Here is a 13,328-nt window from a genome sequence, read left to right on the forward strand (position 1 = left end):
CTTTGATAAAGCTTATGGTAGAATTTGAATTAGACACCCTGTTGACTGGGGCGGCAGGTGCGAGATTCCTGCGGGAGTGCGGATCAAAGAGTGACCCCGCAGGCACAGAGCGCCGAGGAGGCTCCCGGACCGCCCGCGGAAAGCAAGTGCCAGGAGCGGAAATCAACAGGCAAGTTTAACAGAGCCTTAAGAAAAAATTTCAGGCATAGTTATTTTCTTTAACTTTTTTAAATAATAATTATATTTGGGATTACTTGTATCTGTCTTTATCAAATCATTTTCACAATCTGTGCAGATAAAAGAAGTGTATAGATGTATTCCCCTTGTTTTAGTCTGCTCGCAAATGACACATTCTTCTCCTGTATGCTTTTTTGCTACTAGCGAACCCAATTACTCCACCTCCATACACTTATTCTGCCCAGTTATAACATATTGTATACAATTTTTAGAATATTCATTGGCGGATTTTTGAGGTTAGTTGATTAATATTGTATGATGAAAAACGTATTTGGGTGTATGTCTATCTTGTTTTTCTTTTATAAATAGCTTAAAAATAATTAGGACTGGCCTTATTGCCGGTAAGGCTCTTTCATGGAACTATCCTGTTTGTTAAAATAGGATAAGAATCTAAGGAAATTCAATTAAATTTGGTGAAGAAATGAATCAGGAAAAGACTCCTTTATTAGAGCTATTAAAAAAGCATACTTCTCATCATCCGTTATCCTTTCATGTTCCAGGACATAAGTACGGGAAACTTCTGAATGGGAGGGATCATTCCTTTAAAGACATATTAAAATTGGATGCTACAGAACTTAGCGGTCTAGATGATTTGCACGCTCCTGAGGGAGCAATTATGGAGGCTCAAAAGCTGCTGGCAGCCTTGTATAAAGCTTCTAACAGTTACCTGCTGATAAATGGTTCAACAGTAGGGAATCTTGCGATGATTATGGCAGCTGTTGGAGAGAATGACATCGTTTTAGTGCAAAGAAATTGCCATAAATCGATTCTTAATGGCATTTTATTAGCTAAGGCCAGACCCGTTTTTTTAGCTCCTGATTATAATTTAGAATGGGGTGTGGCTGGTGGAGTGGCAGTGGAAACGGCTCGAGAAGCGATTAGACAATATCCGAATGCGAAAGCCTTGATTATAACTCATCCCAATTATTATGGAATGGTTTCCGATTTGGAAGGAATCATCAAATATGCCCATCAACAAGGGATACCTGTATTGGTAGATGAAGCGCATGGGGCGCATTTGATAAAAAGTGATTATTTTCCTCCTTCTGCTGTTCAACTCCAAGCAGATATAGTTGTACAATCAGCTCACAAGACATTGCCTGCTATGACAATGGGGGCATATTTGCATTTTAATAGCAAACTTATTAATGAAGAAAAGGTAAAAAGCTACTTGGGGATTCTCCAATCAAGCAGCCCCTCATATCCAATTATGGTCTCACTTGATGTGGCCAGAGCTTATTTGGCTTCGTTTTCAAAGGAAGATGCATCATTGCTGTCTCAAAAGATTGAATGCTTTAGGAATGCATTATCCATGGTAAAGGGCATTAAAGTACTCCCATATGAAAACAATATCGGAGATCCTTTGAAAATTACAATCCAATCGACAACTTTTCTTAGCGGATTTGAACTGATGCAAATATTGGAGAAGCATCATATCTATGCAGAAATGGCGGATCCCTATAATGTTTTACTTGTTTTTCCCCTGCTAAAAGCAGATATGGACTATTCTGTTGAACGCGTTGTCAAATCTTTAAAAGAAGGATTAAGACCCTATATTCACAAAGAAGACCCTAAAAAGATGATCATCTTCTCAAAAAAGCCTGTTGCAGAACTTACGTTAAATCAAAAGGAACAAGAGGGCCTTGCGATTAAAACAGTATTCCTTCAAGACTCGGCAGGCAAAATATGCGCTCAGCAGGTGATTCCTTACCCTCCTGGGATTCCGCTATTGTTTCCGGGGGAACGAATTCAAAGTGAAGATATATATAACATAAGAGCTCTCATAGAAGCGGGTGCACGGTTTCAAAACGGGGAACATTTAAAAAATGGGACCATTAAGATTTACGAATAACTATTGAACAGTTGGAGGAAGCAACATGAATACTGGAATGTTTATTACTGTTGAAGGGCCTGAAGGTGCCGGTAAAACGACAATTATCAACATGCTGGCAAACAGACTGGCGGAGGAAGGGCATCAAGTCCTGCAGACAAGGGAGCCTGGTGGAATCGGGATTGCAGAACAAATAAGAGGTGTTATACTCGATACAAATAATACTAAAATGGACCCCAGAACAGAAGCTCTTTTGTATGCCGCAGCCAGAAGACAGCACCTGGTTGAGAGGGTAATGCCCGCGCTTGAGAAAGGATATTTGATATTGTGCGACCGATTTATAGATAGCTCTTTAGCCTATCAAGGTTATGCAAGGGGGTTAGGCATGGAGGAGGTTTTCTCTATTAATAGCTTTGCAATAGAGGGAATGATGCCTGAACTAACATTATACTTTGATATTCAGCCAGAGGAGGGATTAGAGAGAATTAACCAGCATAAGGGACGGGAAGTAAATCGTCTTGACCTGGAAAATTTGAATTTCCACCATCAAGTACGTAAAGGATATTTTAAATTAATGGAACTTTACCCTGAACGAATTTTTAGGATAGATGCTTCCAAGCCAATTGAGGAAGTCTATCAGCAGGCGGAAAGGAAACTGAAAGAAATTCTGAACGGAAAAATATAAAGAAGGCGCCTTAAAGAGTTTAAGTCTTTAAGGTTTTTTTATAATATCAGAATGAATATCCTTTTGAACTTAGAGAACTGTCTATCTCCAGGCGCCTACCCCCTCGAGGTTACAAGCTTGTCTAGTTGCGGCTCCTAGGGACTCGGGGTCATAAGCCGATTCCTTCCAGAAGGAAATACGCCTTCTTGCAGAAATCGTCTTATGCCTGTCGTCCCTGGACAGTCGCCTCCACATTTCGGTTTGTCTAGTTGCGGCTCCTAGGGACTCGGGGTCATAAGCCGATTCCTTCCAGAAGGAAATACGCCTTCTTACAGAAATCGTCTTATGCCTGTCGTCCCTGGACAGTCGCCTCCACATTCCGTGCAATCCTCCAAAAAGGCAAAGGACGCCTTTCCGTGAGGCTCATCTTGTGCTTGTGGCCCCCAGGATGGGGGTCATGCAGACGTTGCCACAGGACGTGGCGCTCTTAGTCTGCGTTCCTTCGTGGGCAAGTCGCCTTGTGCTTTTCTTAATAAGAGTTGAAAATAAATGAAATATGGAAGATAGGTATAACAATCATTGAGAGAATATAGTTATCATTATTTAAAATAATCGCCGATGTATTCCCTTAATTTCTGCTTGAGCATAAAATAATTGATATAATAAAGGTAAGAAACAACGGATAAAAAACTATAAAGGGGATGGATTTATGAGATTAATCCTGGCAGTTATACAGGATCAGGATAGCAATAAACTTATGAATGCCTTGGTGGATAATAATTTTCGTGCAACAAAGTTAGCGAGTACTGGCGGCTTTTTGAAATCCGGAAATACAACCTTCATGATTGGGACAGAAGATATTCGAGTGGAGCGCGCTCTGCAGATTATTAAAGAAAACTGCCGGGCTAGAGACCAGCTTGTTGCACCTGTATCGCCAATGGGAGGGAATGCTGATTCCTATGTGCCATATCCGGTAGAAGTAGAAGTGGGCGGTGCAACCGTTTTTGTATTGCCTGTCGAACAGTTCCATCACTTTTAATTGGAAAACTTTATCGGGACGAATGTCCCTTTGCGGAGGATAATGCATGAAAATCAACCAGGATCTTCGGCTCAAAATGGAAAACGTTCGCCAAGATCAAAAGCAATCAGCGGCGAACGGCGCTAAATTTTATGAAATGGTGCAAAAGCAGGATCAGAAAATGCAGGCTTCACAGCTCAAGGGGCTTTTAAAGGATATAGATGCAGCCGGTGAACGCCTTTCCCGTTCACGGACTTTTAAGGATTTGGCCAAGTTTAAAACGCTGGTTAAGCGTTTTGTGAAGGAAGCCGTTGATTTCGGCATGGAGCTTAAGCAATCACATAGCTGGAATCAATTTGGACAGAGCCGATCGCTAAAGGTAGTCGAAACAATTGACGAAAAGCTTTCCGAGCTGGCAGATGAACTAATGAAAAAAGAAGAAATACCTATTGATATACTTGGTAAGGTTGGAGAAATAAAGGGTCTATTAATAAATTTATATACGTAAGTGAGTGATGTTTGTGGGTAAAACGTGGGAACAGCTGGAGTCTATACAGCCTGTTGTATTGAAGATGTTTAAAAATAGCATAGTAAAGGATCGGCTGGCCCACGCTTATTTATTTGAAGGGATGAAAGGGACCGGAAAGCGGGAAGCGAGCATGCTGCTGGCAAAAAGCAAATTTTGCATGGATCCTCTCGAAGGGTATGTTCCATGTGAAACATGTTCAAACTGTAAACGGATTAACAGCGGCAATCATCCGGATGTCCATATCCTAGAGCCGGATGGTCTTTCGATTAAAAAGAATCAGATTCAGAGCCTTCAGGAAGAGTTTTCAAAGACAGGTGTAGAATCAAAAAAAAAGCTTTATGTAATTGTGCATGCAGACCGGATGACAGTGAATGCAGCCAATAGCTTACTGAAGTTTCTGGAAGAACCCCATTCAGAGACAATGGCCATTTTAATTACGGAACAATCTCAGCAGATGCTTTCTACTATTCTATCCCGTTGTCAGATGATTTCTTTTAAACCTTTATCAACAGCGGAAATGATTGAGCAATTAAAGAATAATGGAGTAGATCCCGCTCTTGCACCATTACTTGCACAAATTACCAATCATTTGGATGAGGCATTGGAATATAGTTCTGATGATTGGTTTGTACAAGCGCAAAAAATAGTGTTAAAATTATATGAAGTGGTTAAGAGGGATCCGCTTGAGGCCATGGTTGCCCTTCAGGAGGATTGGTTCTTGCACTTTAAAGAGAAAGAGCAGATTGATCGAGGATTAGATTTATTACTTCTTATTTTTAAAGATTTACTATATATACAGCTCGGAAAACAAAACCAGGTTGTCCATCTAAACGAGAAGAACCGTTTAGAGCAGTATGCACTGCAATCTTCTGCAAAGCGTCTTACTGAACAGATGACGGCTGTTTTGGAAGCAAAAAGAAAATTACAGGCAAATATGAATCCGCAGCTGTTGATGGAACAGCTTGTGTTAAAATTGCAGGAGGGATCTTCCTTTGTATGATGTAGTAGGAGTGCGCTTTAAAAAAGCGGGCAAGATATATTATTTTGATCCCGGAGATCTCGCAATACAAAAGGATGACTTTGTCATTGTCGAAACTGTTCGAGGCGTAGAGTACGGAAAGGTAGTAATCGCCCCGAAGCAGGTGGATGAACATGATGTTGTCCTGCCATTAAAAAAGGTTCTTCGTATTGCAGATCAAAAGGATCGCATGATTGTCGAGGAGAACAAGCAGGCCGCTAAAGAAGCATATGAGGTTTGCTGTGAGAAGGTCAATACACACCAGCTTGATATGAAGCTTGTTGATGTTGAATATACATTTGATCGTAATAAAGTTATTTTTTACTTTACAGCTGATGGGCGCGTCGATTTCCGCGAACTAGTCAAAGACCTGGCAGCCATTTTCCGGACGAGGATTGAACTTCGCCAGATAGGTGTGAGGGATGAAGCAAAAATGCTGGGCGGAATCGGACCATGCGGAAGGATGCTATGCTGCTCTACATTCCTGGGTGACTTTGACCCTGTATCTATTAAGATGGCAAAAGACCAGAATCTTTCGTTAAATCCAACGAAAATATCCGGTTTATGCGGGCGTTTAATGTGCTGCCTGAAGTATGAAAATGATGAGTACGAAGCAGCTAAGGAACAGCTGCCGGACCTTGGGGAATGGATTGAGACCCCTGATGGCCCAGGAAAAGTGGTAGGCTTAAATATATTGGAGCGTGTTCTGCAGGTCGATGTGAAAGAACAGGAGCGTGTCCTCGAATATACTCTCGACGAAATTTTAAAACAAGGTGCTGTATCAGTTCAGTCCACAGATTAAGAGGTGGAAGGCGTGGATAAAAAAGAAATCTTTGACTCAGTAAGTAATATGGAAACCCAAATTGGAGAGTTATATCAGCAGCTTGGTGAGTTAAAGCAGCATTTGGCAGAAATACTTGAAGAGAATAACTCTTTAAAGCTGGAAAATGAGCATTTAAGACGCCGTTTAGACATATCTACTGAAAAGGAAAGTACATCTGTTAAAAAGAAAAAAGCAGCACAGCCTGCTGGTGGTGCGGATGAAGATAAGGCGATTGATATTGGAGAGGGCTATGATAATTTGGCCCGCCTTTATCAAGAAGGTTTTCACATTTGCAATCTCCACTTCGGCAGCCCTAGAAAAGAAGGGGATTGCCTGTTTTGCTTGTCTTTCCTGAATAAGAAGTAAAGTTTTAGCCTTCCTGTCTAAAGGAAGGCTATTTTTCCATATGAAAGGGGCTTAACTTGCTTTTTTTAGAAAACAATACAGTAAAGAACAGAAAAGCATGGAGGATCAAGAATGGACTTTTTAAAAGAAGGGGAACGGCTGGATTATTTGCTGGCTGAAGATATGCGAATTATCCAAAGTCCGGCTGTTTTTTCTTTTTCATTGGATGCTGTTTTGCTGGCGCGCTTTGTATATGTGCCGATTCAAAAAGGAAATCTCATTGATTTGTGCAGCGGAAACGGGGTCATTCCATTATTCTTAAGTGCGAGAACAAAAGGAAAAATAACAGGGGTTGAAATTCAGGAACGCTTGCATGATATGGCTGTAAGGAGCATCGAATACAATAAGCTTCAGGAACGTATTCAGATGATCCACGGAGATATAAAGGAAATGCCCAGGGTTCTTGGATACGGTAAATTTGATGTCGTGACTTGCAATCCGCCGTATTTTCCAACGCCATCCCGCGACGAAATCAATGAAAATGAACATTTAGCAATTGCCCGCCATGAGATTTTATGTACTCTGGAAGATGCCATAAAAGCTTCAAGCCAGCTTTCTAGACAGGGGGGCAAAGTTGCATTTGTGCATCGTCCTGGCAGATTCCTTGATATTGTTACTTTGATGCGCAAATATAAACTTGAGCCTAAAAAGGTACAGTTTGTATATCCTAAGGCTGGGAAAGAAGCGAATACCCTGCTGATTGAAGGAGTTAAGAATGGAAATCCTGATCTGAAAATATTGCCTCCCTTATTTATATATAATGGAAATGAATACACACCTGAAATGAGAGAGATTTTATATGGAGAATAGCCATTATTTTTATGTCCTTCATTGCAGGGATGGCAGTTTATATGCGGGCTATACAAATGATCTTGAAAAAAGGGTAAAGGTTCATAATGAAGGGAAAGGGGCTAAGTATACAAGAGGAAGAGGGCCAGTTGAACTGGTGTTCTCCAAAGAATTTGCCGATAAGGGTGAAGCCATGAGGGCGGAGTATGAATTTAAGCAATGGTCCCGGAAAAAGAAGGATGAGTTTTTAAGACAGCATCATATTTTCTTTTAAAAATTTGAGAACGGTTTAGCTCCGGGCGCCATCGGCTCGAGGTCTAATGGCCTGCAGGATGAGAAAGGCTTCGACAGCCTATTTATCGCACGAAGTAAAAGCATTTGCTTTTGGATGTGGCGGTCTTTTAGTCTTTTAATCTGCGGTTTATTGATGGTGCTCTGCGCTTTTCGTGTGAGAGACGGGTGGGTACATATGTGGCAGCAAAAAAGCTTTGAACATGAAGAAACAAAAGGAATTCTATATTTAGTTCCGACTCCGATTGGAAATCTTGAAGATATGAGTTTTCGGGCTATAAGAATTTTAAAGGAAGCTGATTTTATCGCAGCTGAGGACACACGCAATACGAAAAAGCTTTGCAATCATTTTGACATTTCAACGCCTATTATCAGTTATCATGAACATAATAAGGAGACAAGCGGGCCAAAGCTTCTGGAGAAAGTGGCATCTGGAGCAAAGATTGCGCTAGTCAGTGATGCAGGAATGCCCGCCATTTCGGATCCGGGTTATGACCTTGTAACAGAAGCAGTTGAACAAATGCTGACAGTGGTGCCGCTTCCTGGTGCGAACGCGGCCTTAACTGGACTGATTGCATCCGGAATTCATACACAGCCTTTTTACTTTTATGGGTTTTTGAACAGACAGAAGAAGATAAAAAAACAGGAGCTCGAAAACCTGGCGAAGCAATCAGCAACTATCATCCTATATGAAGCACCACATCGACTCAAGGAAACACTTTTATTAATTGATAACTTGATGGGCAATAGAAAAATCGCTTTATGCCGGGAATTAACGAAGAGATATGAGGAATTTATTAGAGGAACCGTTACTGAAGCAGTGGAGTGGACTGCAAGCGGTGAGGTTAGAGGGGAATTCTGCATTATTATTGAAGGGACCTCCGAAGAAGTGCAGGAAGAAAAAGAAACCTGGTGGGAAGAACTTTCAGTAGAGGAACATGTCAAGCATTATATAGAAGAAAAAGGATTGTCAAGCAAAGAATCCATTAAGCAAACAGCAAAAGATCGGGGATTAAACAAGCGGGATGTATATCATGCCTATCATATTGAGTGATAAAGTGAAACTTCAATCCCAATCCGCAGGGAGGCTTTATCCTCGCGTTAGATTGCGATAAAAAAGCTTCTCACAATTGTGAGAAGCTTTTATTCATTATTTTACTAATTCAAATGTGTTCTGGATTTCTTTTAATAACTGTTCTGCACCGTCACGGCTAAGGATTAGCTTTCCGTTGGCTAAAGAGATATTTTCATCCGAAACTTCCCCAGTAACCTGGCATGTCATATTAGGCTTGTACTTTTTAAGAATGATTCTTTCATCATCAACGTAGATCTCCAAAGCATCCTTTTCTGCAATTCCTAATGTACGTCTTAATTCAATAGGAATAACAACGCGGCCAAGCTCATCAACTTTACGAACAATACCTGTGGATTTCATAATAAAATTCTCCTCTCAAATCTCCAATAATATTTTTCTCTATCTATGTTGTTTCGTCATTATTCGACAAAATCTTTATTAATTACATAATACCAGCCATTCCCATATACGTCAATTACTTTATTTTTAATTCAAATAGTAAATTTAGGATATTAGATGAAGTATTGGTATAGAGGGATTATAGAATATTTATAATTATTAAAGAGAATCGGGGCGTATATTTTTACTGGTTAGGAAAACATGACTTGTTTCGACATTTCGACAATATTCTACAAAATCTTTTTTATTCATATAATAATATTCGAGTGTTCCTTTCCTTTTATAGGGACAAAGAAGCGATTTTTGTTAAAATATTTATTCCGAGTCCAGCTTCCTGCTGTCTATTGGTTGCACAATTTCAAGTTTTTAGGTATATTTTGATGGTATAAGAGGTTATGATGATAAATATAACTTCTCGAAAACACGGATATAGCTGGCCCAAAAACGGCACGATTTTCTGATTTTCACTCTCGTCCAAATTGGGCGGGATTTTTTAATAGTTGCTGAAATTAATTAGGTTGTTTTCGCAAAGGGTGTTGCTTACAAACTAATTTAACTAACTGAGTTGATTGGAGAGGAAGGCACTTGATCCTCGAAAATGCTGACGCATTTCCTTCGTGCGGTGTTCATTTGAGGAAGCTTATTCAATGTCCTGCGGGAAGAGAGGGTGCGGGAGACCCCACAGGCGTGAAACGCCGAGGAGGCTTCCGTTCCTCCCCGCGGAAAGTAAGTGACTGGAGCGGAAATCAATGGGCAAGCTTTATAGTCCAAAAACAACAATCTATACAAAAAGAGCCATTAATTAAAATGAGTCAATAATAGGCTTAAATGCATATAGATATGTATTTAAAGCTTTAACCAATTAGGGAGGGAATCTTGTGGAGGAAAAATTAAAAACTTTTTATTTGACCACTCCAATTTATTATCCTAGCGGAAATTTACATATAGGGCATGCCTATACAACGGTAGCAGGCGATGCGATGGCGCGGTATAAGCGTATGCGCGGGTTTGATGTTATGTACTTAACTGGAACGGATGAACATGGGCAAAAAATTCAGGAAAAGGCAGAAGAAAAAGGTGTTACACCACAGCAATATGTAGATGAAATTGTGGCAGGAATCCAGGAACTATGGAAGAAGCTTGATATTTCCTACGATGACTTTATCCGTACGACTCAAGACAGACATAAACAGATTGTAGAAAAAATCTTTGCCCAGCTTGTTGAACAGGGAGATATCTATCTTGGAGAATATGAGGGCTGGTACTGTACTCCTTGTGAGTCTTATTATACAGAGCGGCAGTTATCAGAAGGAAATTGTCCTGATTGTGGACGGCCGGTTCACAAAGTAAAAGAAGAATCTTATTTCTTCAAGGTCAGCAAATATGCTGACAGACTTTTGCAATACTATGAAGAAAACCCGTCATTCATCCAGCCGGAATCGCGGAAAAACGAAATGATCAATAACTTTATTAAGCCAGGGCTTGAGGATTTAGCTGTATCCCGCACAACATTTGACTGGGGTGTGAAAGTTCCAAATAACCCTAAGCATGTTGTTTATGTATGGATTGATGCTTTATCCAATTATATTACAGCGCTTGGCTACGGCACCGATGATGATTCCAAGTATCTGAACTATTGGCCTGCGGATGTTCACCTGGTAGGTAAGGAAATTGTCCGATTCCATACGATATATTGGCCGATCATGCTGATGGCTTTGGATCTGCCGCTTCCGAAAAAAGTATTTGCACATGGATGGCTATTAATGAAAGACGGCAAAATGTCAAAATCGAAAGGGAATGTAGTTGATCCGGTTACATTAATTGACCGCTATGGACTGGACGCACTGCGCTACTATTTACTTCGTGAAGTTCCTTTCGGGGCAGACGGCGTGTTCACACCTGAAGGCTTTGTCGAAAGAATCAACTTTGACCTTGCAAACGATTTAGGAAATCTGTTAAACCGCACGATTGCGATGGTAAATAAATACTTTGACGGTGTAATCCCAACTTATAAAGGCTCTGAAGGAGAGTTCGACCAGCAGCTTCTGCAAATGAACTGTGATACAGTTTCCAAGTACGAAGAAGCAATGGAAAAAATGGAGTTCTCAGTTGCCCTATCTTCAGTTTGGCAGCTTGTAAGCAGAACTAATAAATATATTGATGAAACTCAGCCTTGGGCTCTTGCAAAGGAAGAAGAAAATAGAGAAAAACTTGCTAGTGTAATGGTGCATTTAGCAGAATCTCTGCGCAGAATTGCCGTGCTCCTGCAGCCTTTCTTGACACGTACACCAAATGAGATTTTCAATCAGCTAAATGTAAATAAAGAAGCACTAACATCATGGGAAAGTCTTGAATCTTTCGGCTTAATTCCTGAGGGCACAAAGGTCTTAAAAGGGAATCCTATTTTCCCGCGCCTGGACATTAAGGAAGAAGTGGAATTCATTAAAACAAAAATGCAGGGTTCGGCTCCTAAAGAAGAAACGAAGCCTGAAGAAAAAGCTGAGGAAAAACCGGACAGTGAAGAAATCACGATTGATGACTTCATGAAGGTCGACTTAAGGGTCGCACAGGTGATACAGGCAGAACCAGTGAAAAAAGCTGATAAGCTTCTTAAATTGCAGCTGGATCTTGGCTATGAGAAACGCCAGGTTGTTTCCGGAATTGCTAAATTTTATAAGCCGGAAGAATTGGTGGGCAGAAAAGTAATTTGTGTAACGAACTTGAAGCCTGTCAAGCTTCGCGGAGAGCTATCAGAAGGAATGATTTTAGCAGGAGGGAAAGACGGCGAACTTTCGCTTGCTACAATTGCAGAATCTCTTCCAGTAGGAGCAAGGGTTAAATAATATTATTCATTAACATGATTAAAATTAAAAACATAGAAGTGTTAAGCGTTCATCGTAAGCATTTCTATGTTTTTCTTATTAAGAAATATTATTTTATAAAAGTAAAACAAGGAGAAGGTGAATGACAAGGTTGTTGAAAAAAGATCTAAAACTATTTTAGTCTGTTATATGAGTGAAAGAATTGTAACAGAAAAATAATATAAGGAAAAAGGAGTTTTTTTATGTTTTTCGACACACATGCACACTTAAATGCTGAAGAATATAACGAGGATTTGAAAGAAGTTATTGACAGGGCCTTAAGTGAAGGAGTCTCTAATATTGTGGTTGTAGGATTTGACCGTCCAACGATCGAAAAAGCAATGGAACTAACAGATAAATATGATTTTATTTACGCAAGTGTCGGCTGGCATCCCGTGGATGCGATTGATATGACGGATGAGGACTTACAGTGGATTGAAGACCTTTCCCAGCATCCAAAAGTAGTAGCTCTTGGAGAAATGGGCCTGGATTATTATTGGGACAAATCTCCAAAGGATGTACAAAAGGAAGTCTTCAGAAAGCAAATCCAGCTTGCTAAAAAGGTTAAGCTTCCGATCGTCATCCATAACCGTGATGCAACAGCGGATATAGTAGAAATTCTTAAAGAAGAAGGAGCCGGAGAAGTAGGGGGAATTATGCATTGCTTCAGCGGCAGTCCTGAAACTGCAAAAGAATGCGTAGATATGAACTTTTACATTTCTTTAGGAGGGCCTGTTACTTTTAAAAATGCAAAGAAGCCTAAGGAAGTCGCTGATGTTATTCCATTGGATAAACTATTGATCGAAACCGATTGCCCATTCCTGACTCCCCATCCATTCAGAGGAAAGAGAAATGAACCTAGCTATGTAAAACTAGTTGCCGAGCAGATTGCGGATATAAAAGAGATATCTGTAGAGGAAGTTGCAAGAGCAACCGCTGAAAATGCAAAAAAACTATTCGGCATAAACTGATAAAGCTTTTTGTCGAAAACTGTGGGAGCTTGTCCAAATGTTTTTTGTTTCTAAAAAGTTCTACATGTCTTCTTCGTCTCATAGGATAACCATGTCGATAAGTCTCTCTTTCCTTTCTCCTGATTTTTTTGCATAATAGGAAATACGTTTACGAGGATGCTTGCCATTTACTAGAAAAAAAAGAACAGAATCGCTATCTGTCTTTCATTATTCGAGTAAAAAAGAAAAAAAGGATTTTTTAATGCAATGTTGAAAGGTATAAAACCAAGGTGAGCGGAATTGAATAACGGGCTATTTACAGGAAAGGTATGCATAGTGGGGATCTGTCTTTCATACATAAAGATAGAGTGCAGTTCTTTACAGGCAAATAAATCGTTTCCTGCCATCTGCGGCTGATAAGGGGAGACGAAAGAGTTG

At 40.2% G+C, this 13,328-nt stretch carries 14 protein-coding genes; 12 read left to right on the forward strand and 2 right to left on the reverse strand.

The window, feature by feature from the left end:
• Positions 1-186: 186 nt before the first annotated feature.
• Complete coding sequence (locus NCCP133_RS18585; RefSeq protein ID WP_264806763.1) at positions 187-390, reverse strand: sigma factor G inhibitor Gin; 204 nt, start codon at positions 388-390, stop codon at positions 187-189.
• A gap of 268 nt (positions 391-658) precedes the next feature.
• On the opposite strand from NCCP133_RS18585, the gene NCCP133_RS18590 reads away from it, so the two are divergent.
• The 10 genes from NCCP133_RS18590 (at position 659) to rsmI (ending at position 8,659) form a co-directional block, all read left to right on the forward strand.
• On the forward strand, positions 659-2,089 hold the full coding sequence (locus NCCP133_RS18590; RefSeq protein ID WP_264806764.1) for an aminotransferase class I/II-fold pyridoxal phosphate-dependent enzyme: 1,431 nt from the start codon (positions 659-661) through the stop codon (positions 2,087-2,089).
• 25 nt (positions 2,090-2,114) lie between these two features.
• A complete protein-coding gene (tmk, locus tag NCCP133_RS18595) occupies positions 2,115-2,753 on the forward strand; it encodes a dTMP kinase (protein ID WP_264806765.1) in 639 nt (212 codons plus the stop codon).
• Between the two features lie 688 nt (positions 2,754-3,441).
• Positions 3,442-3,771 carry a cyclic-di-AMP receptor gene (locus tag NCCP133_RS18600; protein ID WP_264806766.1) on the forward strand — a complete coding sequence of 110 codons (330 nt, stop codon included), beginning with the start codon at positions 3,442-3,444 and terminating at the stop codon, positions 3,769-3,771.
• Between the two features lie 46 nt (positions 3,772-3,817).
• The gene (locus tag NCCP133_RS18605) at positions 3,818-4,258 is read left to right on the forward strand and encodes a YaaR family protein (protein WP_264806767.1); all 441 of its coding nucleotides are present in this window, start codon (positions 3,818-3,820) and stop codon (positions 4,256-4,258) included.
• Between the two features lie 13 nt (positions 4,259-4,271).
• Complete coding sequence (gene holB, locus NCCP133_RS18610) at positions 4,272-5,279, forward strand: DNA polymerase III subunit delta' (protein WP_264806768.1); 1,008 nt, start codon at positions 4,272-4,274, stop codon at positions 5,277-5,279.
• Positions 5,272-6,099: a PSP1 domain-containing protein gene (locus NCCP133_RS18615; protein WP_264806769.1), complete on the forward strand. Its 828-nt coding sequence runs from the start codon at positions 5,272-5,274 to the stop codon at positions 6,097-6,099. The genes holB and NCCP133_RS18615 overlap by 8 nt, the downstream gene beginning before the upstream one ends.
• 12 nt (positions 6,100-6,111) lie before the next feature.
• Complete coding sequence (gene yabA, locus NCCP133_RS18620) at positions 6,112-6,486, forward strand: DNA replication initiation control protein YabA (protein ID WP_264806770.1); 375 nt, start codon at positions 6,112-6,114, stop codon at positions 6,484-6,486.
• Between the two features lie 111 nt (positions 6,487-6,597).
• The gene (locus NCCP133_RS18625) at positions 6,598-7,335 is read left to right on the forward strand and encodes a tRNA1(Val) (adenine(37)-N6)-methyltransferase (protein ID WP_264806771.1); all 738 of its coding nucleotides are present in this window, start codon (positions 6,598-6,600) and stop codon (positions 7,333-7,335) included.
• Entirely contained in the window at positions 7,325-7,588 is a 264-nt protein-coding gene (locus NCCP133_RS18630) for a GIY-YIG nuclease family protein (RefSeq protein ID WP_264806772.1), read from the forward strand. Before NCCP133_RS18625 ends, NCCP133_RS18630 begins: the two co-directional genes overlap by 11 nt.
• A 195-nt stretch (positions 7,589-7,783) precedes the next feature.
• The gene (gene rsmI, locus NCCP133_RS18635; RefSeq protein ID WP_264806773.1) at positions 7,784-8,659 is read left to right on the forward strand and encodes a 16S rRNA (cytidine(1402)-2'-O)-methyltransferase; all 876 of its coding nucleotides are present in this window, start codon (positions 7,784-7,786) and stop codon (positions 8,657-8,659) included.
• 96 nt (positions 8,660-8,755) lie between these two features.
• Here rsmI and NCCP133_RS18640 read toward each other — a convergent pair whose 3' ends face one another.
• Positions 8,756-9,040 carry an AbrB/MazE/SpoVT family DNA-binding domain-containing protein gene (locus tag NCCP133_RS18640; protein ID WP_144546004.1) on the reverse strand — a complete coding sequence of 95 codons (285 nt, stop codon included), beginning with the start codon at positions 9,038-9,040 and terminating at the stop codon, positions 8,756-8,758.
• Positions 9,041-9,957: 917 nt separating this feature from the next.
• Between NCCP133_RS18640 and metG the strand changes: the two genes are divergently transcribed.
• Positions 9,958-11,922 (forward strand): methionine--tRNA ligase, encoded by a 1,965-nt coding sequence (gene metG, locus NCCP133_RS18645; protein ID WP_264806774.1) that lies wholly within the window; start codon positions 9,958-9,960, stop codon positions 11,920-11,922.
• A gap of 221 nt (positions 11,923-12,143) precedes the next feature.
• A complete protein-coding gene (locus NCCP133_RS18650; RefSeq protein ID WP_264806775.1) occupies positions 12,144-12,911 on the forward strand; it encodes a TatD family hydrolase in 768 nt (255 codons plus the stop codon).
• The last annotated feature ends 417 nt before the right edge of the window (positions 12,912-13,328 follow it).

The sequence above is a fragment of the Cytobacillus sp. NCCP-133 genome, from assembly GCF_026011715.1.
Lineage (GTDB): Bacteria > Bacillota > Bacilli > Bacillales > Cytobacillaceae > Cytobacillus.

Coding starts and splice junctions, on each gene's coding strand:
- tmk (WP_264806765.1), top strand. CDS start 2,115: ATGAATACTGGAATGTTTATTACTGTTGAAGGGCCTGAAGGTGCCGGT.
- NCCP133_RS18625 (WP_264806771.1), top strand. CDS start 6,598: ATGGACTTTTTAAAAGAAGGGGAACGGCTGGATTATTTGCTGGCTGAA.
- NCCP133_RS18600 (WP_264806766.1), top strand. CDS start 3,442: ATGAGATTAATCCTGGCAGTTATACAGGATCAGGATAGCAATAAACTT.
- NCCP133_RS18640 (WP_144546004.1), bottom strand. CDS start 9,040: ATGAAATCCACAGGTATTGTTCGTAAAGTTGATGAGCTTGGCCGCGTT.
- NCCP133_RS18630 (WP_264806772.1), top strand. CDS start 7,325: ATGGAGAATAGCCATTATTTTTATGTCCTTCATTGCAGGGATGGCAGT.
- rsmI (WP_264806773.1), top strand. CDS start 7,784: ATGTGGCAGCAAAAAAGCTTTGAACATGAAGAAACAAAAGGAATTCTA.
- NCCP133_RS18650 (WP_264806775.1), top strand. CDS start 12,144: ATGTTTTTCGACACACATGCACACTTAAATGCTGAAGAATATAACGAG.
- NCCP133_RS18605 (WP_264806767.1), top strand. CDS start 3,818: ATGAAAATCAACCAGGATCTTCGGCTCAAAATGGAAAACGTTCGCCAA.
- NCCP133_RS18590 (WP_264806764.1), top strand. CDS start 659: ATGAATCAGGAAAAGACTCCTTTATTAGAGCTATTAAAAAAGCATACT.